Annotated in this window: 22 protein-coding genes; 2 read left to right on the forward strand and 20 right to left on the reverse strand. The window is 45.9% G+C overall.

Going from position 1 to position 22,434, the window contains the following annotated elements:
- Positions 1–87: 87 nt before the first annotated feature.
- From odhB to BMW94_RS22370, 11 genes are all read right to left on the reverse strand, one after another.
- The gene (odhB, locus tag BMW94_RS22320; RefSeq protein ID WP_091001093.1) at positions 88–1,368 is read right to left on the reverse strand and encodes a 2-oxoglutarate dehydrogenase complex dihydrolipoyllysine-residue succinyltransferase; all 1,281 of its coding nucleotides are present in this window, start codon (positions 1,366–1,368) and stop codon (positions 88–90) included.
- Between the two features lie 5 nt (positions 1,369–1,373).
- Positions 1,374–4,247: a 2-oxoglutarate dehydrogenase E1 component gene (locus tag BMW94_RS22325; protein ID WP_091001094.1), complete on the reverse strand. Its 2,874-nt coding sequence runs from the start codon at positions 4,245–4,247 to the stop codon at positions 1,374–1,376.
- A gap of 676 nt (positions 4,248–4,923) precedes the next feature.
- Positions 4,924–8,025 (reverse strand): DUF5704 domain-containing protein, encoded by a 3,102-nt coding sequence (locus BMW94_RS22330; protein ID WP_254790322.1) that lies wholly within the window; start codon positions 8,023–8,025, stop codon positions 4,924–4,926.
- A gap of 588 nt (positions 8,026–8,613) precedes the next feature.
- Positions 8,614–9,897 (reverse strand): S-layer homology domain-containing protein, encoded by a 1,284-nt coding sequence (locus tag BMW94_RS22335; RefSeq protein ID WP_091001096.1) that lies wholly within the window; start codon positions 9,895–9,897, stop codon positions 8,614–8,616.
- Positions 9,898–10,265: 368 nt separating this feature from the next.
- The gene (locus BMW94_RS22340) at positions 10,266–10,709 is read right to left on the reverse strand and encodes an NUDIX domain-containing protein (RefSeq protein ID WP_254790324.1); all 444 of its coding nucleotides are present in this window, start codon (positions 10,707–10,709) and stop codon (positions 10,266–10,268) included.
- A gap of 161 nt (positions 10,710–10,870) precedes the next feature.
- Positions 10,871–11,233 (reverse strand): cupin domain-containing protein, encoded by a 363-nt coding sequence (locus BMW94_RS22345; protein ID WP_091001098.1) that lies wholly within the window; start codon positions 11,231–11,233, stop codon positions 10,871–10,873.
- A complete protein-coding gene (locus tag BMW94_RS22350) occupies positions 11,230–11,742 on the reverse strand; it encodes a GNAT family N-acetyltransferase (RefSeq protein WP_254790323.1) in 513 nt (170 codons plus the stop codon). Before BMW94_RS22350 ends, BMW94_RS22345 begins: the two co-directional genes overlap by 4 nt.
- 173 nt (positions 11,743–11,915) lie before the next feature.
- A complete protein-coding gene (locus BMW94_RS22355; protein ID WP_368086934.1) occupies positions 11,916–12,338 on the reverse strand; it encodes a GNAT family N-acetyltransferase in 423 nt (140 codons plus the stop codon).
- 168 nt (positions 12,339–12,506) lie between these two features.
- Positions 12,507–12,875 carry a YybH family protein gene (locus tag BMW94_RS22360; protein WP_091001099.1) on the reverse strand — a complete coding sequence of 123 codons (369 nt, stop codon included), beginning with the start codon at positions 12,873–12,875 and terminating at the stop codon, positions 12,507–12,509.
- 44 nt (positions 12,876–12,919) lie between these two features.
- Positions 12,920–13,414, reverse strand: coding sequence for an 8-oxo-dGTP diphosphatase (locus tag BMW94_RS22365; protein WP_091001100.1), 495 nt, complete (start codon positions 13,412–13,414; stop codon positions 12,920–12,922).
- A 354-nt stretch (positions 13,415–13,768) separates the two neighbouring features.
- Positions 13,769–14,554, reverse strand: a complete 786-nt coding sequence (locus BMW94_RS22370; protein ID WP_091001101.1) for a DUF3891 family protein — start codon at positions 14,552–14,554, stop codon at positions 13,769–13,771.
- A gap of 192 nt (positions 14,555–14,746) precedes the next feature.
- Here BMW94_RS22370 and coaA point away from each other — a divergent pair, with 192 nt between their 5' ends.
- Together coaA and BMW94_RS22380 are read left to right on the forward strand one after the other, a co-directional pair.
- Entirely contained in the window at positions 14,747–15,676 is a 930-nt protein-coding gene (gene coaA, locus BMW94_RS22375) for a type I pantothenate kinase (protein WP_091001102.1), read from the forward strand.
- Between the two features lie 59 nt (positions 15,677–15,735).
- Positions 15,736–16,098 carry a DUF423 domain-containing protein gene (locus BMW94_RS22380; RefSeq protein WP_091001103.1) on the forward strand — a complete coding sequence of 121 codons (363 nt, stop codon included), beginning with the start codon at positions 15,736–15,738 and terminating at the stop codon, positions 16,096–16,098.
- A gap of 69 nt (positions 16,099–16,167) precedes the next feature.
- Here BMW94_RS22380 and BMW94_RS22385 read toward each other — a convergent pair whose 3' ends face one another.
- The 9 genes from BMW94_RS22385 to BMW94_RS22420 form a co-directional block, all read right to left on the reverse strand.
- A complete protein-coding gene (locus BMW94_RS22385) occupies positions 16,168–16,719 on the reverse strand; it encodes a histidine phosphatase family protein (protein WP_091001104.1) in 552 nt (183 codons plus the stop codon).
- 32 nt (positions 16,720–16,751) lie between these two features.
- Entirely contained in the window at positions 16,752–17,576 is an 825-nt protein-coding gene (gene murI, locus BMW94_RS22390; protein ID WP_091001105.1) for a glutamate racemase, read from the reverse strand.
- A 255-nt stretch (positions 17,577–17,831) separates the two neighbouring features.
- Positions 17,832–18,218 carry a hypothetical protein gene (locus tag BMW94_RS22395; protein ID WP_091001106.1) on the reverse strand — a complete coding sequence of 129 codons (387 nt, stop codon included), beginning with the start codon at positions 18,216–18,218 and terminating at the stop codon, positions 17,832–17,834.
- Between the two features lie 4 nt (positions 18,219–18,222).
- Positions 18,223–18,366 carry a hypothetical protein gene (locus BMW94_RS30620; RefSeq protein WP_175480811.1) on the reverse strand — a complete coding sequence of 48 codons (144 nt, stop codon included), beginning with the start codon at positions 18,364–18,366 and terminating at the stop codon, positions 18,223–18,225.
- Positions 18,367–18,448: 82 nt separating this feature from the next.
- Entirely contained in the window at positions 18,449–19,144 is a 696-nt protein-coding gene (locus BMW94_RS22400; protein WP_091001107.1) for a GNAT family N-acetyltransferase, read from the reverse strand.
- 234 nt (positions 19,145–19,378) lie between these two features.
- Complete coding sequence (locus BMW94_RS22405) at positions 19,379–20,263, reverse strand: serine/threonine-protein kinase (protein WP_091001108.1); 885 nt, start codon at positions 20,261–20,263, stop codon at positions 19,379–19,381.
- Positions 20,260–20,841 carry a GNAT family N-acetyltransferase gene (locus BMW94_RS22410; protein ID WP_091001109.1) on the reverse strand — a complete coding sequence of 194 codons (582 nt, stop codon included), beginning with the start codon at positions 20,839–20,841 and terminating at the stop codon, positions 20,260–20,262. The genes BMW94_RS22405 and BMW94_RS22410 overlap by 4 nt, the downstream gene beginning before the upstream one ends.
- On the reverse strand, positions 20,838–21,419 hold the full coding sequence (locus BMW94_RS22415; protein WP_091001110.1) for a DJ-1/PfpI family protein: 582 nt from the start codon (positions 21,417–21,419) through the stop codon (positions 20,838–20,840). The genes BMW94_RS22410 and BMW94_RS22415 overlap by 4 nt, the downstream gene beginning before the upstream one ends.
- An 87-nt stretch (positions 21,420–21,506) precedes the next feature.
- Positions 21,507–22,427, reverse strand: coding sequence for an SDR family oxidoreductase (locus tag BMW94_RS22420; protein WP_091001111.1), 921 nt, complete (start codon positions 22,425–22,427; stop codon positions 21,507–21,509).
- Between the last annotated feature and the right edge of the window lie 7 nt (positions 22,428–22,434).

Here is a 22,434-nt window from a genome sequence, read left to right on the forward strand (position 1 = left end):
CGGGTGCACAGCATACACTGTGCTCCGCGTTCAGGGGCTTTCTTTTTTTTATTTATAAGATGGCAATTTAATGTTAATCGTTATGGATTACCCTTCGATCAGCAAAGACTCTGGATCTTCAAGCAATTCTTTTACCGTCACAAGAAAACGTACAGCTTCGCTACCATCAATGATACGGTGATCATACGACAGGGCGATGTACATCATCGGACGGTTCTCCATCCGCTCTGCATCAATCGCTACTGGACGAAGCTGGATTTTGTGCATACCCAGAATACCTACTTGAGGTGTATTCAAAATCGGTGTGGACAACAGGGAGCCAAACGTTCCGCCATTGGTAATGGTGAAGGTTCCTCCTTGCAGATCAGACAACGCCAGCGTGTTGGAACGCGCTTTGGACGCCAGGTCAGCAATGCTTTTCTCGATCTCAGCGAAGCCAAGACGATCTGCATCACGTACCACCGGTACGACAAGGCCCTCTTTGGCAGATACCGCAATACCGATATCATAGTACTTTTTGAGAACTACATCTTCGCCATCAATTTCCGCGTTAATGGTTGGGAACTTTTTCAGTGCGCCTACAACCGCTTTGGTGAAGAAGGACATGAAGCCGAGATTGATTTCATGTTTCTCTTTGAACTTGTCCTTACGGCGTTTACGAACATCCATGATTGCCGTCATATCGACTTCGTTAAACGTAGTCAACATCGCTGCAGTCTGCTGTGCTTCTACCAGGCGTTTCGCAATGGTAGCACGACGACGAGACATGCGTTGACGCTCTACTGGTTTGGTATAGGTGGAGCCACCTGCTGCCGGAGCACTAGGTGCTGCAGCGGGAGCTTTAGCAGGAGGCGCTGCAGGAGCGGCAGCCTGCGTGTTGTGAGTTTTCACATCATCCTGATAAACCCGACCAATCGGATCCTTGCTCTGTACCTGATCCAGCTCAATACCACGCTCACGTGCAAGTTTGCGAGCAGACGGTGAAGCTGTCTTCGAGCTGCTATCCGAGGACTCCGGTGCTGCTGCAGCAACGGGTGCTGGTGGCGGAATTGGAGCTTCCGGTGCAGGAGCAGCTGCTAGTTTCTGCTCCGTTGCTGCTGGTTGGGAAGCGGGCGCGCCGCTTCCTCCTCCAGTTCCTGCCGAGAGTGTTCCAATCGTTTCACCGATTTCTACAGTCTCGCCTTCCTGGCGAACAATTTTCTCAAGAACACCGCTCTCTTCAGCACTAATCTCAATATTTACTTTATCCGTTTCCAGTTCCAGAAGAACATCACCCTGATTAACGGTTTCGCCTTCTTTGACCAGCCATCTGGATACAGTTCCTTCCGTTATCGACTCACCCATTGCAGGTACTTTAATTTCACTCACAGCTGTTACCTCCCCAGTGGAATATTATTCTTCGTCGTTTGCTTCAATGCGGATGTAATGATCTGTTGCTGCTCCATGCCATGCACAAGTTGATAACCGCTGGAAGGACTCGCATGTTCCGGGCGACCTTCGTATTTAACGGTTGTTCCTTCTGGCGCGATTTCACGAAGACGAGGCTCCATGTATGTCCAGGCACCCATGTTTTTGTTTTCTTCCTGTACCCACACCAGCTCTTTCAGCTTGCTGAAACGTGCAAGTACACGCTTGATTTCTTCCGCCGGGAACGGATACAGCTGTTCGACACGAATAATGTGAAGCCAAGACCAATCTGCTTTATCTTTCTCAAAAGCATCTTCCAGATCGATGGCGATTTTACCACTGCACAAGATGATACGCTCTACGCGATCCGGTTTCGTGCCCAACCCTGCTTGCTCCAGCACAGGCTCAAACTTGCCTTCGCTGAACTCTGTTGCAGGTGAAGCGACACGAGGATTACGAATAAGACTTTTCGGCGACATCATAACGAGCGGACGAGCGTCTTCCGTTTCAGTCAACGAAGCCTGACGACGCAGCAGATGGAAATATTGCGATGCACTTGTCAAGTTCGCAACGGTCATATTGTCTTCTGCACAGAGCTGCAGGAAACGTTCCAGACGAGCACTTGTATGCTCAGGTCCCTGACCTTCGTTCGCGTGCGGAAGCAGCATAACCAGACTGGATTTTTGTGACCATTTGGCACGACCGGCAGATACGAACTGGTCAAAAATAACTTGTGCGCAGTTCGCAAAATCTCCGAATTGCGCTTCCCAGATTACGAGCGTATCTGGTGAGTAGACGTTATATCCGTATTCGAAACCAACAACGGACTCCTCAGACAACGGACTGTTGTAGATAGCGAAGGAAGCTCTTGCCTGTGGCAGATGATGCAGCGGGCAGAATTTCGCACCATTCTCGGAGTCATGCAACACCAAGTTCCGATGGGCAAACGTTGCACGCTCTGCATCCTGTCCACTGATCCGGATCGGTTTGCCATCCGCAAGAATGGTAGCAAACGCAAGCGTCTCTGCAAGACTCCAGTCTACCTTCTCACCTTCGTTCAGAGATGTGCTTCTGCGCTGCAAAATACGCTGCAACTTCGGATACACATTAAAATTCTCTGGCCATTTCAGCAAGTCTGCGTTAATTGTCCGCAGATTTTCCAGTGGTACCGCAGTTGGAATAATCGAAACGGCTTCTGGCTCGCTAATTTGACGTTGGTAATATTCATGTACTTCATTGTTCTTCATCTGCTCGTATGCTTCTTTTAAGCGGTTCGTCACAGCTTCACGAATGCTGTTGATGGAGGCATCGTCGATAACCGATTCCTCTTTCAGATGATCCTGGTACAAGTGACTAACCGTTGGATGAGCTTTTACTTTGTCATACACCGTCGGCTGTGTTGTTTCTGGATCATCCGTTTCGTTATGACCATAACGACGGTAACCGATCAGGTCAATCAGGAAGTCCTTTTTGAACAGGTTACGGTATTCCGCTGCCATACGAATAGCTGCGATACATGCATCCGGATTGTCTGCATTGACATGCACAATAGGAATTTCATATCCTTTGGCAAGGTCACTCGCATAATACGTTGAGCGTGAATCACTGCTGTCTGTTGTGAATCCCAGACGGTTGTTCACGATAATATGAATTGTTCCGCCATTTTGGTAACCAGGCAATGCTTTGAAATTGAGCGTCTCTGCTACAATACCTTCCCCAGGGAAAGCCGCATCACCATGCATCAGAATGGTTGCCGCTTTGGTTACATCCTGCTTCGGATATCCCGGATCACGTCGGTCATCCTGTGCTGCACGTGCAAAGCCCTGTACAACCGGATTTACATATTCCAGGTGACTCGGGTTATTGGCAAGCGTAAGACGCGCTTGTACTGTTTCACCGTCTTTTACATAACGGTTTGCGCCCAGATGATATTTGACATCCCCCGTCCAACCGTAATTGATTCCTGTTGAACCTTCGGAAGGAACCAAATCCTTGTTCGGAGAATGATGGAATTCAGAGAAAATTTTGCTATACGGCTTGCCCAGTACATGAGCAAGTACGTTCAATCGACCACGGTGAGCCATCCCCATCAGAATATGGCTGGAACCAGCGTGTGCCATAATTCGGACTGCTTCATCCAGCATAGGGACTAACACGTCGTTACCTTCAATGGAAAAACGTTTTTGCCCAACAAATGTTTTGTGGAGGAAATCTTCAAATTGCTCCACTTCAACCAAACGTTCCAGCAAAGCTTTACGCTCCTCTGGATTAAGCGGTGCCGGCGAAGTACGAGATTCTGCACGGCGGTTCAGCCATTCCCGCTCATGAACCTCATGCACATGGCTGAATTCATAAGCGATAGGACCCGTATATATTTGCCGCAGGCGCTGGATGGCATCCAATCCTGTTACCGTCTGTCCATCTGCACCTTCCCAGATCAGGGAAGCTGGCAGAGCTTTCAAATCTTCTTCATTCAATTCAAAATGCTTCGGTTCAAGCAAAGAAGTATCTGAATCTTCACTGATTCCAAGGGGATCAATATCGGCCGCAAGGTGACCATAGGTACGAATATTCATTACCAGTTTCCCTGCTGTAACCGCTTTCTGTAATAGTTGAATATCCACGCTTCCGGAAGCCTTTTGGGCATTGCCAGAATACGAGGCTGCATGTGCATCCCTGCCAGACATCGGCGGTGCACCCCATTGTTCAAATAATTCCCGATAAGCCGGTGTAACTGCACCCGGGTCTTGGGAGTATAATTCATATTGTTCCTGTACGTATCCCATATTCGGGCCATAGTAACTTTCCCAGGGTTTCTTGTTGCCTTCCTCGATCGTCATCGACGTTCCCTCCGTCTTGATTTAGTCATAAGTTTTTGACGGAAATCATTGACTAAGCCGTAATTTGCGTTCGTTCAACATTTTAAGCTAAATTTTTCATGAAGTCCAATAATCGTGCTGTTGGTGGTAGTAACGTTGTTCCGACGCTCCCGTCAAGGTTTGTCTGCGTTTTCAAAATCATAGTAAACTGATGATTGTATATACCGTCGCACAGATGTCGAATACTGTCCTGATCCGTTCGAGGGTTACACCTTCCTCAACTTTTTCAAGTGAAGTCCGTGTTCTAATATCTATTCTATAAACTTTTACGCTCAGGAGCATTTCCTATTTTTAGTTCAATTGATGCATAAATTAGATGAATCGAATAATTCGAACATTTGCGACCCACAAATGTGCTCTGATTGTATGCCGTTTTGTTGTTAAACGCTTATCCTGCGATGGTTTATACACAATTTCAGATTTCGCCCGATTTGCAGCCCCCTTATTTAGAATTGTGGTCCATAATGTTCAAAAACAAACCGTCAAGATAAATATTAACCATTTGGCTTGGTAATCACCAAAAAAATGGGTGTTGCTTGCAATTAAATGTTATATACCAAAAGCCGCCTGTAATGCGTAAAAGCATCCGGGCGGCTTCTTTTTGAATTGGTTTATTTAGGCTGACAGTCTTTCATTTCTAATGTGGCACCTGAGACTGGAAATCGCTCCGGCTGGACTGATCTGCGTGATATAAGACCACATCGCCATCCTTGAGGTGCCAAGTTCGGCCTTGACTGTCTACTGGTCTGTTATTGAAACCCTCCATCTGCCACTGATTCATCAGAGGAGCATAAATGTATTGCAGGTGTGGAGCTTCTGTATTCCCATCTCGAAGTGTCTCTATATTAAAGTTGACCACGATATATCCGTCCTTCAGAAATACAGAAGCCTTTTCATCCAGTTGATTTTGTCTGGCAAGCGATTCGAGATTGGTTCCCTTCGGCACGACATATACATCTGCAGGCAGGCTGTATTCTCCGTACCAACGCTGGATCGCCGCATTCGCTCGGTCCACACTAACACCCGAAGGAATGTCTGTCTTGGGTCCAATCAGTGTACGAATGGAAGCGGGTAGGATCATCCAGTCATAGCGGCCTACCCACGTTTTCTGGTGAGAGGTTTGATCTACAAGCGTAACCATATAATCGGCGAGTGATCTCTGTTTACGTTCATCGGCTGTCAGTTCATACGTATACTGATAACGCGCCGTATCCCCCAATTCCGTACCGGGTACATTACGCAATCTCGAGTTCAGAACAACAAACCGTTTCTCCAAATCCTGCGCCGATCCTATCCTGATAAGTCGCTCTTGACCGCGGTGGTAGTATAGATCGACTTCTCGTCTGGAAGAGCCGTCTTTGCTCACAAAGTAGAATGTTGGAGTAATTCGAACACCATCCTGTTTGCCAAACATATTGCCTTTTGTTTTCAGATCGAACTTGATATGGTAACCCGTTTTCACCGCAATATTACTGAAACCCTGCACAGGATGACTGCCTGGGCGAACAGGTAACACGAATGGTGCCAGATTCCCTCGCGGATCACCATCAATACGGTTAAGTCCTGTCCAGTAGCTCACTCCTGTCGGCTCCGAACTCCCGAGCTGCTTGCGGAACACGTTCTCCCAATTATAATCGGCGATATCCGTAACGTGAAAATCATACAATCGCCCAACAACCTCCACCGGGACCGTATCTGCCGCGACATGATGGGTCAGATTGGTGTTGGCATCCTGCTGTTCGGTAAATGTCGAAGGAGCATTTTCCGCAATATTGCGAAATTCAACTCGGTAATGTCCTTCATCCACCCATACTGGAAGATAGAAAATGGTATCCAGTTGGTTAACCGGAATGTCCACCCAAGTCTTGGCTGGAATGAACTGACTCCTATCGGCGTTATAGACGTCAAATGGGAAACGAATCTGCTTGATGCGAAAATACTTAGCATAGTCCCTATTGCCATAACCCAGGTAACTGTTTGCGTCCTGATGCTGCCCTGAGGTCGGGATGCGTACGATAAATGGTCGTTCCAAAATAAGTGCCGAACTGGTCGGATCAGGCACTGTTTTCTGGTTATGCGGCTGATCATCAGACACCCAGGCGTAGTTAACGACAGGCGTGTGCACCGTGACAGAATTGATTCCTTGAATAGAAAACTTCTGATCCTGACCGCCTTTAATGTTGCCAGGAATCAAGCCATATGCGATCTCGCCCGTTGTCGGTTGGTCCGCCTTGTTGACCAGTGTATTCTGAATAGTTAAACGATTCTGGTACAGCACGTTGTCACTGATCATACCAGGCTGAGGGATTGTCCCAGGTCGCGGAGCAGTCTTATCCATCGAAGCAGGATCCATCACAGTGGTACCATTAAACACTACCTTGTCATTATTTACAGTGTTCTCTTTAACCTCAGTCTCCGCTTTAGATTGGAACAATGACGTTTCATCAGGTGTAGGCGGCTCGCTGTCACCGCCTGACTTTGTTTCAGTGCCAAGGTCGATTTCCTTGCAAGGTGCAGGTTTCACATGTGCGGTAACGGCATCATCATTAGCCGATTGTAAGGTCGGCGGTGTATATCCGTTTGGAGTCAGCGTTACTGTACCACCGTAGCCACCAAGTGCATAATTGGATATCGTAGCTTGATTTAGCTGATAGACTTCCAAATTATCAATCTGCCAATAACTATATTGTCGGATGACCTGCATTGGTTTTTCCACAGGAACGTCTAGTTCCTTAGGTTGTGGAGGTGTGCCTGGATCATTAGGTCCTGTCGAGGCTCTGCCCGGAATCGTCCATGTTTTGTGATACTTCTTTTTTACGTTGACCGTATAAGTCACTGTTCCCGTCATGTTCACCCAACGGTGCTGGAACAAGTATCCTTTAGCCATGACATTTGCATAGAGATCTTCAGAAGTCGGGATGCCGCGGGTGACCTCAAACTTCTCAGATCCCCGATCATCAGCCTTCAGCACACCCCGGACGGATGGGTCCATGACAGCCGATTCAATTAAAGCTCCTTTATTAGGGGGACTGATGGTCACAGGGCAACCTACAACACCACCGTTACCTGGATCAGTTTCCCCGTCTCCTCCATTGCCTGAGCATTCCTTCACATCTAACACCTGCGTCCCTTGCTCATCCAACTGCTGGGCAGTGTCCACAAAGCGCGCGGTGATGGTGGTGCTGCCGACGATTCCCTTGATCGTCATTTTCCCATCTGCACCTATGGTCGCTACTGCTGGATTGGAGCTTTGCCAGGTCAATTTGGGATGAGCGGTAAGCTCATGAACAGAAAGATCTGACTTGGTCAGGATAGCTTTCGCTTGCAGCGGTGTAGCTGTGTCTGCTTTACATGCGTTTGGCAGGTTCACAATGAGTCCTGGTTCAGACGTTACCGTAATGTCAGCCGTATCCGAGATGAGATATGTGCCGTTGTTCCAGATTGCACGCACAAAAGCAGTACCCGGCTTTTCAGCCTTAACAATCCCTGTTTTGGGTTCAATACTCACAATACTCGGATCGGATGACCACCAGGTGGTCTCAGCTTCGCGCCGACTTACGTCGATGCCGTCACTAAATTTAGGTGCACCATAATTTCGGGTACTGACTTCCGCTTTCATCTGCTTTGTTTGTCCAACCGTTAGAGATGAATCTGGGGTTACGTCGATTTTCTTTTCTTCTTCGAGATCCCCTTCCCAGATGATGTCCATTGGTGTATGGTAGGCTACTACTTGCTTCACACAATTTTGATTAGTTTTACCACCATTTTCGAACTCTGTTCGATCACTTACTGAATGATTCCCTCCTGTTTTTGTGTTGATTTTTACAATGGTACTATCTCTTCGTATTACCGTTTCACCAATTCCTGTATAAGAAGTTTGCTGTAATCTGGTTTGATAAGTAACACTTTTTATTCTTATAGACTTAAGAACTGATGAAGTTATAGGATATCCATTATATTCATTCCATTGAGTAGCAGGCCAATTGGAAAAGTCAACTTCATCGGGTATATCTTTTTCGTCAGGATAAGGAGACGAACAAGACAAGGGATTCAAGTTTCTAGAGAAAGTAGGCCCAGTAGTATGTTCAGCTTTAAAACTTCCATCATCAAGCTGATACCAATAAACACCTGGATTAGCAACTCTTGGTGCAGATTTTACGGTCAGGACAGATGGACTCTTCATTGATTTTGGACCGTACGGATCATTGGTAGCTGCTTGAATTGGAAGATAAAATGTACCCATAGCACCTACAATTAAAAACATAACGTTAAATACTAGCATTAATTTATAATGGAGTTTCAGTACTCACTCACCGCCTTGAAGAAACTACATGTTCTGAATTTGAACTAAATCATTGTTGTTAGCTTTTAAATAATAAGAGCCACCTTTTGCCACGAGCACAGAGGAAGTCCAAAAACGTTTTTTAACATCTTTCTTTATAAGATTACTAGACATCTCTGGAATAGTTATGAATCCATTTTTTTCGGCATGTTTAACATCCATACGATTAAATCTTAACAATGCACTGTCTAGACCACCGCTAAAAGCTAAGAGATTCGATTTTTCTATATTGGATGTAAACGAAATATCTGCAAATGTCATGTAGCTTCCTGGAAACTGAATGGAATCGGGACCAATAAACAGTGATGAGTAAACCCCTTTCGGCGTGCCTTTCGTAACATCTACTACAATAATTCGATGCAGTCGAAGTATGCCGGAATTATTATAGAGAGTTATATCTCCCTTAGATAGATCACTTACCGTAACAGAATTTTTAGTATAAAAGTAATTACTAATCGTCGTTAAATTCGTTCCTGTTGTGCCTACCTCACGCATTTCATTCAGATCACTGTACTTCCCTGCATCGGTACCCTCGACATCCATATAACGCAGCAAAATGGCAGACACTTCAGCTCGAGTTGTTGGATCAGCGGGCTTCAGGGAACCATCCTCAAATCCACCGACAATGCCAGTCCCGCGAACAAGTGCAAGATAAGGAATTTGCTCTGCACGAATCGTTCCCCGATTCACTTCAGGGGTAGGTAGCAGTGTATTTTGGGTATCGTCAAAAGCATCCTGGAAACTGGTTCCCGACTTGATCAGTCCGTTGGCAATCCATTTCATCATCTCGTAGCGTGTCAGCTCGGCATTGGGGTTGAATCCTTTGGGATAATCATTAGCGTTAATAAAACCTTGGCCCACCAACTGTGTCACAGCGGATTCAGACCAGTGTCCCTTGAGATCAGCAAAAGGATTCTCTCCTTGTACCTTTTCCAAGCTGGTTGCACGGCTGAGAAGTGTAGCATACTCACCACGGGTGATTTTGGCATTGGGGCGGAACGTACCATCCTGGTAACCGGAAATCAGATTTTTATCATAGGCTTTAACAATTGTAGCTTGCGCCCAGTGCCCTTTGATATCTTTAAACTTCGTAAGCGCAGAAGCTGTTGTACCCGCTCCATTCGTGCTTGCAGCAGCATCCACAGTAGACACCAGACCCACGGTTCCAGGAGTCAGCAGCGTTCCTGCCAGCAAAGCCGTCGTCAACAATCCGACTATTAACACATTCCTTTTTGATTTACTACCGTTTAATCTCATCTGCTTCTTCAAATCTACTCACTCTCCTATGTACCTTAGTATGGGGCAAACTTCTGCTTCTTCAGCACTCGTACTACTCTTCAAACCAAAACCTAAATTTGTCATAATCATCAATATTCTACCATGCAAATCTAGGCTTTTGGTATTATTTTTCAGCAATCCCCATCCCTACAAGGCATGCAACCTCCCCTTCCAAAGACCCAATTCACCCTTAAAAATACAAAAAAAGGCCACGAATCCGCAGATTCATAGCCTTATGCTTTAAGGTGTCAGTCCTATTCAATTGAAAAAAATGTAATCTATCTATCACAGAATAAACGATTCTTTCCCATTTGACCAGCCCTAAAATTCAAAACATAATAGATTTCTATCAAAATCGTTCACTGAAAACTGTTACCTGACGACCCTAACACTCCACTATTTCTAATCATATACGCTGCAAATGGCGTCAACGACAACGCTCCGACCTCTTCCAGAGTAAACCATTGTGCGCCCAGTGAATCTTCGCCATCCGGTTCCCTTTTGATTTCATAAGGCTGACTTGCACTTGTCAAATATACATCGTATAGAATTCCAATATGGTGCAGCTCTTCCGGCTCGCCTTCGTGAACCCACTCCAATACGTTCGATTCCGCAGAACGAATCACCAATTGTAGATTGGAAAGACCCGTCTCTTCCTCGATCTCACGGTGTAGGGCGGTCTCCGGTTGCTCACCAAACTCCAACCTTCCTCCAGGCAAATCCCATTTGCCCATGTAGGCCCCTCTCGCCTTATGTATTAACAGGACTTTTTGCTCCCAAGTGACTAAACCGTATACCCCCATGTGTGTGTACCGATCCACTTAAAGGTTCTTCCTCTCGTCTGAAAGATGCCTAACTTGCTCTTCCAATCTACGAATACGCTTATTCATTTGATAGAACGATGGAGCAAATATCACTCCAATAATAATAACAATGACCCAGACACTCAAATCATCACCCCTATCTAAGAGTCTCCCGACTCTAGCGATAACCGAACAATCAGTTCTTCACCCTCAATCAACAATGCGGTTAACCCTTTATCCGAGCCAGATTGGTGATTCTCTCCGTTGGTCCAATACGCAGCTTCTCCTGATCGTATCGCTACCCGTTCGCCTGTCTCGCCTTCCACCCAACCTTCGCCTTCAAGCACCAGAAACACCTGCTCACCCACTGCTGGATGCAAACCTACACTTCCTCCTGCAGACAGTTTCAGTTGTGCTACGTGGCAGGCTGTTGTGCTTCGGAGTATCGGCGTAATCTCTGCTCCCTCACTGCCGTAAGCGGTGATGCTGCGACGGTCCTTTGATTTGAGGCGATATATCTTCACTTCTTATTCTCCTCTGCCACGGTATCCAGATCCAGAGCCAAACGAATCATATCGACGCAGCGAATACCATCTTCTATAATCTCTTCTTCATAATGTTTCACAAAAAAGTCCCGATCAACCCCTATAATGCGAAAACCGCAGCGTTGATACAGCTTCAACTGATGAAAACTTGAGTTGCCTGTCCCAATTTCTACCGTTCGACCACCGAGCCTGCGTGCTGCTTCTATCGCTTCCTTGATCATGTGTTTGCCAACGCCCTGTCCCTGTAATTCTTCCTGTACGGCAATATTAACAATCTCAACCGTCTCTGGACGCGTCTTCAGCAAGACAAACTCTCCTACCATTTCCCCTTCATATTCAGCGATAAAACAAACACCGCGACTCAGATATTCGTCAACTATGGCTTTGGACGGATCAGCCATCAATAAAAGCCCATAAGGTTTTTCTTCTTCCCAGTCCAAAATCCGGAACGACAATTTCACACCAATCTCCACCTTTTCCTCGTACATATTCATTTACGTCCCGTTTGCAGAAGCCTATGTATGACTAGATCACCAAATATATAACAACCTTCCGTATATAAAGGTTTGGGTCTGAATTCATATTTTTCTCTTTTTATAACTTCGGGTTACTCCGGAACGATTTTTATACTTTATTTCAACCATCTAGTTCACCAAATCTATTAGCTATTTACCGCTCCATCCTGATTTTGAAAATGACGAATCACCATGCCAGATGCTTTTTGCATGCCCTGTTTCTCATAGAACTCCTGGAGTTCGTTATCGCACAGAAGATCAATCATATAGAGATCACCCAGACGATTAAACATACGCTTGATGAGATCTGTTCCGATCCCTTTACCCTGATACTCCGGCAGCACTTCCAGTAATGGAATATATGCACTAAGAACTCCATCTGAAATCGCTTGAATAAAACCCACCACATTCCCGGTATCTTCATCAACAGCCAGTTCGACAGCATAGGATTGTTCCAGCAGCTTCAGAAATGTAGGCGTAGATGGAGGGTTTGGCCAACCTTCGAAAAAATCCCCGCTAAGTTGGTCGATACCTATTCCCTCCAGCGATTCACGAAATGTAATATCCATAATAGCAAGTCCTCTCCTTTTAAAAAGTAAACTTCATTATATCATAATATCTGGATATAAATATATAGAATTGGCTGATAAAATATGAGGCATGCTTCAAATAGAAGCCTTAATTATTAGCTTTATTCATGTAGACTGTTATAACAACGCAACGTTCTATTCCTCACGTTATACACTCGCACTTAAATGTTCGTGGATTAATTTCCATTCTCCGTTGATGCCTGCAACAAAAACATTGGTAGCCCGACCTTTTCCAGCAGCCGGCTCCCCTTGATACATTCCTTTCCAGTGATAGGTATAAATACAGACCGCCTGTTCTTCGCCAGTCGTAATCCACGTGACATCTTCTGCACGATATACCTCATCCTTGACTGTCTCCCAAGCGTTTTCAAAATAAGCCCGAATTTCGTTAAGGGTAGTACAAGACGTTCCCGTAAACCAATATACGGCAACCGGTGATAACCATTTGCTTACCTCATCAAACTCATGTGTATTGGTTGCTGCAATGTATCCTTCCAGTGCATGCTGGTATCCCATAAATGCTTCCTCCTCCTGAGCGTTTTGAATTATTTAACTTCACTCTATTCAAGAACCGAATCGCTATACACCATAAACGTCTCTTTCAGTGTACGTCCGGTTGATTTCTCCCAGATCACACTCCGCTCAAACGTACCTGCTTGAAAAAATCGCGGGAAACGTTCTGCAAACCAAGCCTGCATGGGCAGCTCAAGCGCCTGTCCTAGAGACACCCACAACAGTTCGCCTTCCGGCGGCTCGTTCAATAGCTCTCCCTCATAAGAAGTAGCCACGTAGTTGAAGACCATATAACGCAATCCTTGCTCCGGATCACAAAATTCATCAAGACCTTTGTATGTAATTTCTTTCACCACAAGTCCTGTTTCCTCTTTCACTTCTCGCACGGCACCATCTACAATACTTTCCGGAAAATCAACTTTCCCGCCAGGAGCAATGTATCCAGGAAATCCTTTTTGGTTCGGTCGATTCATTAATAGCACCTGATCATTCCGTTTGTCCCATACCATACACATCGTTAAAATCTCAGTTCTAGTGTCCATGTTTATCCTCCCAGTTGCCTTATACAAAACCTAATTCCTTGCAATTCACACATATTCACTACGACGACAGAAGAACTTTCCAATCCTTATTTCCCAGGTTTTCTCTGTCCTCTCCGTTCTTGTGTAATTGTTGAATTAAGCTTATATACTTCGTAGTACACTAACACTTCTGGTACGTAGATAGATTTTCCTGCTTCAATCTCTATTCCGAATCCATCTTAACTTTCCTAACTTCTACAAAGTCCATTTGGATATAAACGCATACGAAAGACGGACACCGGAAATTTCGGAGGCCCGCCTCTTTTTGATGTATGCAATGTTCTGTTTTTGAACCAAATATCGAAAAGGCGATACTCATCTCATGCCTGTAATTAACACCCGGCGCTCTTTCCACTCGGCACGGCGATAAGCCTGCAGCAGACCAAATTTGCGGATACTTGCTTTTGGCACCGATTTGTAAGGCATAACGACCGTAAAGTCCTCATCAAACGGTACAAAAGACAATCCTACTTTCTCATTGGAGAGCCACTCAGCATGAATAAGTTCCCTTGAACAGGCATCGAAGGTACAGCCGAGTCCATCAGCGAAAAAATCATAACGTGCAGCAGGTGTTCCGGGTTCCTCCATACAGAGAAAAAGACTGAGCTGATCACAAAAAAGCATAATTTCCACATCACTTTTCAGCCTGAGTTTCAACGCCTCACCGCCACCAAGCTGCTGTTCCCAGCGTAACTGGTGTTCCAGTTCATCGTTTAGATACTCCCTGATATCTTCATCATCATGTGCATTAGCACCCAGATTCTTTTGAAACAATTCTGTATACATCATGCTGCACAACAACCCGGCGTACAGGTTTTTCTCACGGACCTCTTCAATACCTTTACGGTAAAATACAAATCGAGGACGTAGCGGAAAATCACGAAACGAATACGGTATCTGACTATAATCATTCCAGAATGGAGCAGAATCCAGTTCAATCCATCCCCGATCATGCTCTTTTGCGGCAAGAATCAGATCTTCCCGATGCGCTTCATCCGTTAACAACTCCGTTTTCCAATGGGAAGCCATTTCTCCGGCTACTAGTCCATGCTCATGCTGTGCGGTCAAAACAAAATCATGCTCTCTCTCATATACGATCATTTGCTGTCACCCTCCCGCATGGTATACGTTGACTTTAACATAATTTGGTTTACAATTTCCTATAAGTTGCTTTTCATTCAACTTTCAGGGAATATACTAAGGAGCATCAATGTAAAGGTGTTGTCAGTTCCCTGAAATTTGGTACACTAATGATTGTGCCAACATCACATTACATACAGAAAGCGGGATCTCATGAATTTATACTCTCCTTACACCGAGTTTAACCGCAAGGAATGGGCTGACTTGAAGAAATATCAGACCACTCTTCCACTAACGACAGCGGAATTGGAACAGCTAAAGGGATTAAATGAAGAGGTATCCATTCAAGAAGTTGAGGATATTTATCTACCTCTTACCCACTTTATTGACTTATACGCAGGAGCTTCACGAGAGCTGAATCGCTTAACGGCATCTTTTTTAAAAAAAGAAGCACATCACGCTCCCTACATTATTGGTATCGGGGGCAGTGTTGCCGTGGGCAAAAGTACAACCGCCCGCCTGCTTCAGGCGATGCTGGCCAGAGGCAAAGGAAATCCCAAGGTGGATCTGGTCACCACGGATGGTTTCCTGTATCCCAATGCTGTGCTGCAAGAGAAAGGCATCATGAACCGAAAGGGATTCCCGGAAAGTTATGATATCAAGTCACTGATTCAGTTCATGGGTGATGTCAAATCGGGCAAACCCGAAGTGATGGCTCCCGTTTACTCCCATCTTGCCTACGACGTCATTGCAGGTGAGGAGAAGGCCATCTGTCAGCCGGATATCCTCATTATTGAAGGAATTAACGTGCTCCAGGTCAAAAAGGAAACGCCACTGCTGGTCAGTGATTTTTTTGACTTCTCCATCTATATCGATGCGGAAGAGGAGCATATCCGTCACTGGTACATTGAGCGTTTCAAGCTGCTGCGTAATACAGCGTTTCAGAATGAGAATTCCTTCTTCCACAGTCGTTTTGCCAATTTGGAAGAAGATGAGGCTGTTCTTACGGCAAGTCAGATCTGGAAAGATATCAATGCCAAAAATCTGCACGAAAACATTCTGCCAACCAAAGGACGAGCCCGACTGATTTTAAAAAAGGAATCGGACCATTCGATTCAGCACATCCAATTGCGTAAGCTGTAAGCGTCATAAGGAGCAGAAACATTCTGCTTAATACCCATTAAAAAAGGAGACAAAACCACATGCAGACCTTGATTGTACTTGGAAGTATCATGATGTTTCTTGCTGTTGCCCTTGGAGCATTCGGTGCACACGCGCTCAAACGCAGATTGTCTGCTGACATGATCAAAATATACGAGACTGGCGTTCAGTATCACCTTGTTCACGGACTCGGAATCATCCTGCTCGGACTGTTGGCTGATCGACTGGAGCAGCCTTCTCTTGTGTTGCTGGCGGGGTGGCTGCTATTCGCCGGCATCCTGTTGTTCTCGGGCAGCCTGTATGTCCTTAGCGTTACTGGCGTTCGAAAACTGGGAGCGATCACACCCCTGGGCGGAGTTGCCTTCTTGGCCGGTTGGGTCATGTTATTCGTTGCCGCTTTGTAAAACCAACATTGTAAACTGAAAAGAGTGTTCTAGCCGATCTCAAAAATCGCTGGAGCACTCTCTTTATGTTTAACTTCGCCATATACGGCGAGTGCTGTGTGAGACTTTATCTCCCTGCTGTTTTTCCAGCACATATACATCAGGATTAGTTAGATTTTTCCACTCATCGAATCCAAAGGATTCATCATGGCTGCGAATGAGCAGAGATAACAGATTACCGTGTGTAATCACAGCCCCGCTATGCTCAGGCCGGCTCCACAGCTCGTCCAGCACCTCAATGCCCCTGGCTGTCGCGAAACGAGAAGATTCACCACCTTCTTCCGTCCAGTCTTCGTCCGTGTATGTACGTTCAAGCACATCCATCCAGTTATCCAGATGAAGGGTACTAAGCACCCTTTCTTGAAGACGTTCATCCGTATGTATATGTTGCAGGACGGTTTTGCCCAGTGGGGCAGCGGTTTGAAGTGCTCTTTTCCACGGACTCGACACAATGTACCCTATAGGGTGCTCCGCCAACATCTCAGCAAGTTCTTCCGCCTGACGAAGTCCTTCATTCGTAAGCTCGGCATCCGGTTCTTGCCCTGTCGCTTTGGCATGACGAATGAGATAAATAGACTGCATCGCCCCTCACCTCCTGTTGATTCAATTTACATTCAATGCTTCTCCAGATAATTGAGTGCAATTCGCATGTTCTCCCGGTCTTCCGAACGGCCAGATGAACTAAGAAAAGTAACCTTTTCCTCTGTCCACACACCCTTTTGGTCTGCCAACCCAAGAAGCTGCTTCAAGCGGTTAACCGTTCCCGTACTGCCATCAATAATCTGAATATGATCTGGCAGAACTGTACGAAGAATTGATGTGTAGAATGGATAATGCGTGCAGCCAAGTACAACTGTACCGTATAAGTTCAGATCAAGATCAGCCAGTTTAAGGCGGAAATACGCCGCAATCTTCTGTGGATCAAAGTCCAACTGCTCACACCACTCCACAAGTTCAGGTAATGGAATGGAATCGACACTGTGGTGATCATCCACTCGGGATACCAATTCATGATATTTCGTTTGACTCAAGGTCAGGGCTGTAGCAAATACAAGCACTCTTTTGCCGCTTCTTCGATTCATTTCCACTGCCGGTTTCACAGCAGGCTCCATCCCGATAACCGGGATATCATACTTGGCACGTAAATCCTTCACGGTCAGACTGGTCGCTGTATTGCAGGCAATCACAATCGCTTGCACATTTTCCTGAACAATAGCCTCCACACAATGGAAGATATGTCCTCTAACCTCATCGGCGGACTTGGTCCCATAAGGAACATGCAAGGTATCGGCATAATACAGAAACGCTTCTTCAGGGAATTGATGCAAAGCCTTATGCAAGACGGTTAAACCACCGATTCCCGAGTCAAAAAATGCAATTTTCTTCTTCAAGGGTTTCACCTCTATAACGTATTCTTTCAGGTTCCTGGAACCTCTCATTCCTGCTCATGATGACTGGGAGGTGAGTTATGTTATTCCGGGTCATCACAGACGTTAACACTTGACGACCTGCGGTGATCGTTTCGGTTACGGATCGTTCTTTCGATCGCTGTTGTCTCCAAATTTTCTTGATTAATTTTATAAATGTGCAAACTCGGAGACAAAGGCGAACGCTACCGCTTCTTCAGAATCGATTCCGTTCCCTCCACTACTTCCGTTGTAAATTATTCACTAATGATGATGAGACATTATTCATTATTCTACCTTCATTTTATACTGTCTGAGCCAGTCTTTTCCACTTTGCCAGTGTTCCACGGGATTACGCTCTCCGAGCAGCTCAGTACTTGCCTGAGCCATAAGCCATTCCTTAAGGCCATTATCTGCACTAGAGTCCAGCTGCTGAATCAGGACGTTCAGTCCCTCTTCACCCGTATCGAGAATCTGAGCATACGCCTCTGTATTAGCAGCAATATAATCACCTGGATTACTGCTGGTCAGAATCTCAGTTTCGTTCACGATTTGCTGAAGATTGCTATCAATTTTCCAGCTCACGTCATGACTTTCCACCTGATTCGAGCATGCTACCAACATCCATGCTGCACACAGCATCATCATGCCGCTTGCAATACGTTTGCGAATCATGGAATCACTCCTGTCCCTGCTCAAACTTATGAACGGCATTCTCAATAAACTCGGCAAAGCTATGATCATAATTATACTCATCCCGATAGATACGGATATGCGCTTCAATGACATATTGCAGATCCTTTTGTACAAAAGTCCTTATCATTGCTGCAACACCCCCTTTTCATTCCGGGTAACCAACTTAGCAGATTCATACACTTCATTTAACATAAATATGAATGCATCTTTTATGACGAAGTCGTGATGTTGAAATCCACACCAAACTGGATGAGTCCCAGCTTCCGGGCAACAGTCTGCGAAGCTATATTATCCCATGATGTACTATAGATCGGAATGCGTCCGCTCTCTTTAACATGATACTGCCAGCACTTTACAGCCTCTGCTGCATAACCCTGTCCTCTGAATTTAGGCGCCGTATTGAGACTCGCCTCAGCACCCTGTTGGGATACACGGGCCGAACAACATACAGCGACAGCCGAATCCTCCATAACATAAGCGGCAACGGGCATTTTCTCATGCAGATGCTCTATTAAATCAGGAAAATGCTTTTCCAGCAGAAAAGTACGATGACTCTCTATAAGCTGAACATTCGGATGCCATTCGCCGCACTTCTCGGGAAATGCATAAGCCGGGCCCATCCATACACTCTTCACTGGCTTAAACGTCTCCACTCCCCGAATCAGCTTCGCAATATTGAGCGGAAGCTTAGCATCACAGCCTAGCTCCTCAATCAGAGTGAACGGCAACTGCTCATGATAGTAGGAACATTGTCCGACAGAAGTTATTCCAATAAATAAGGCTGGAGCCTGCCCACCATCCGGTTCGTTAATATTTAACAGACGCTTCTGATTGTCCATCGTATACAATGTATTTGCCTGAATTTTCATCATATCCATGGGTGAAAGATTTAATATGGGATTCATATTTACGGAATGAACCTCTGCAATAACGGTTCGCCTACACTTCTTATTCCAGCGTCATGCTGCTTCAGAAAATCAGTTATTAATCCTGATATCGTATATTTGCACATTGGCTATACCCCCCTCATTAATTTCCATTATACGGTATATCCCGTGCAGATACGAATCCAATGTGCACAATTGCGTATGAGAAATATATTAGATAATTTTAAGATCTAGACAAGGATTCAATATCGCTTATTGATCCTGCAGCACGGCTTTTTTCCATGCATCTCCCAATTCAGCAACTGACGCATAGCGACTCGCTCGCTCAGGGTCTATCGCACGAATAACCACCTGGTACAACGCTTCTCCCGCATCCCATCTGGCATATGAACGATCCAACTCTCCACCCAGCAGCGAGAAAGACATCGCTCCCATGTTGAACACATTCGTGACTCCATCCATTGGTGCACCCAACTCAAATTCCTCAGGAGACATAAACCGGGATGATCCCCACATCCGTCCCATCGTATTCGTGAAAGAGCCCTTTCGATACAAATCAATATCACATATTTTCATCGTTTGTTTGTCAAAATCATAGATCAGACTGCCATCGTAAAAATCAACAGCCACATACCCTCTCCGTTGCACTTCGATGTGAAAATCCAAAATACGCTCCATCGCCTGAATACGCGTCTTTACCGGAAGCTGTCTGAATCGATAATAGGGGGAACGAGGGTCCTCATATTTAGCTGGTGGTGGAAAATCCCAATGGGAATGCAGACATTCTCCTTCCACCCAATCGAATACACAGGCGTAGCCATGTTCTGTTGCAAAATGGTTTTTTAAATGAATCAATGTGTCATGTGCCAAATCTTCGTATATGGAAACGGATGATTTCAAATAATGAATCGCTTCGGCAGGTGCACTTATACTGTTCGCATGTATCGTGCGTGCTCCAGCATATTTCACGAATATCCGCTTTCCGTCCCGACTCAGAATACCAAAGGACAAATTGCCGGAATCCTGCTGATCAAACACACGGAATACAGTACCCAGGCGCGCGATCCACTCGAATGAATGAGGTTCTTTTAACTCAAAAGAAATGCCGTCAAGTTCAAGCTGAACCGTGTCCGTCATATGTCACCACCTTCTTCAACATGCTCATCGCTCACATTCAAACGCTCAGCATAAAAGTACGTCATATGCGCTTCATCGTAACCCTTTCCCTGAACGACCAGTGCATTGCGCTCAATGCCATAGGTTTCAAATCCATGCTGCTCATACAATCGCCTTGCTGACCCGTTTGTGGTAACCACACTGAGATTGATTTGCTCTATGCCTTCCAATTCCCTGCCCCGATCCAACACTTCGCGGAGCAATCGGGAAGCAAGTCCACATCCACGATAAGATGGTGAGACATATACTCCCCAGATGTATCCTTTGTGCCTCAGCTTTAGTCCATGTTCTCTTTTGAACCCCATTGTCCCTGTGAGGATGCCTTCTTCTGTATATGCACCCAGAATGTAATCATCGGGTTCGGTATGTATACGTTCCTGCACTTCACTCATGGGAAGCTGAATCGACATTTCAAATGAAGCCCCGAAGGCTTCCGGATGATTTTTCAGTGCTTCCAGCCGCAAAGGCCAATATTTCTCTGCCTCATCTCTGCGTATATTGCGAAGGATGAACACGTTCTCCTTCTGACCTTCATTCATTCTTCAACCACTCCCTGCATGTCATAAGGATAATCGATTTGTAGCTTTACATTCGCTGCGGCTTCCTGGCCTGCAAGCAAACCTACAACATAGACCCCAAGATCAATGGACGTCGCTACCCCTCCGGCCGTAATCACATTTCCGTCTTTCACAATCCGGGTTTGGATCACCTCAGCAACATATGGCTCAAGCAGTTCATAGACATTGGGATGCGTTGTTGCTTTTTTACCCGTTAAAAACCCCGCCGCCCCCATCAGCAAAGAGCCTGTGCACACGGATACCTTCAGTGGAACATTCTCGGCCTGGCTCAGCCAGCCCACAAAAGCCTCATCGAATCGAAGCTTACGCGTTCCCATGCCACCAGGCACAAAAATGAGATCATATTCCTCCAAATTAGGCTTCACCCGGTCCACCTTCAATGTTAAGCCTGATTCGTCCGTAACCTGATCTGTCATCGCACAGGTTTCCCACGTCGTGCCTTTGGTTTGTTCAAAGAAATTCAACCGATTGATCACATCATAAAATCCTGCAAAATCAAGGAAAGTCAAACCATCAAACAAAACAAAAGCGATTTTCATATGAAAGCCCTCCATTATTTTTTATTCCGACGCATCCCGTTCCATGGCTTCCTTCACCCAATCACGTTCGGGTAGTTTACTATTGCCCTACTTCAGTCCACGCGCAATAATCCACTCCAGCCATTTCCAGGGAAGCAGCAGCCTGCCAATGATAAGCAAACGCGAGCCTTTACCCAGCGCATAACGAAGTCTTGGTGCACGCATCCGTGCAATGCGAGCAATCAGATCGGCCACTTCCTGCGGATCAGGTGCAGTCTCTCCAGCATGCTGGGAATAACGAAGAACCGCGTCCAGCTTATCTTTATAGGGAGAATGGTCGCTCCTGTGAATTTCGCCCAAGCCTTTACTCCATATGGGTGTGCGATAAGCACCCGGCTCTACCAGCACAACCCGGATGCCGAACGAGGACATCTCATGACGCAAACTTTCCGTGAAACCTTCCACTGCGAATTTGGATGCAGCATACGGCGCATAACCTGGAAAACCGGACAATCCACTGACGCTGGACAAGTTGATGATCAATCCCTGCTTTTGCTCACGCATGACAGGCAGGACCGCACGTGTAACGGCAATCAAGCCAAACAGATTCGTTTCCATTTGCCGACGCCAATCATCCATGGATACTTCTTCAATAAATCCGCCAAGCGCAAATCCTGCATTGTTCACCAGCATATCGATCCGCCCATTGTTTTGAAGTACCGTCTGAACAGCCTCCTGTACCGAATCACCATCCGTTACATCCAGGCAAATAACCTGTAACCGATCCGAAATGCCCGCCTGCTCCGCCAACCTTGCCAATTCCACATTCCGACTCAAATCTCGCATCGTTGCCACAACACGATATCCTTGTTTAGCCAGCGTAACCGCCGTAAGCATACCGAACCCACTCGATGTACCCGTGATTAACGCCACAGGGGCGTTTGGGTTGAACTCTTTCGATTTCCCCACGGTTGAACCTGTTTCGCCCTGTATATGATCGTCCTCTGTCTGTATCTTCTGTTCTGTCATCTGCTTC

Origin of the sequence: Paenibacillus sp. OK003, from assembly GCF_900109515.1 — a bacterium.
Classification (GTDB): Bacteria; Bacillota; Bacilli; order Paenibacillales; family Paenibacillaceae; genus Paenibacillus; species Paenibacillus marchantiae.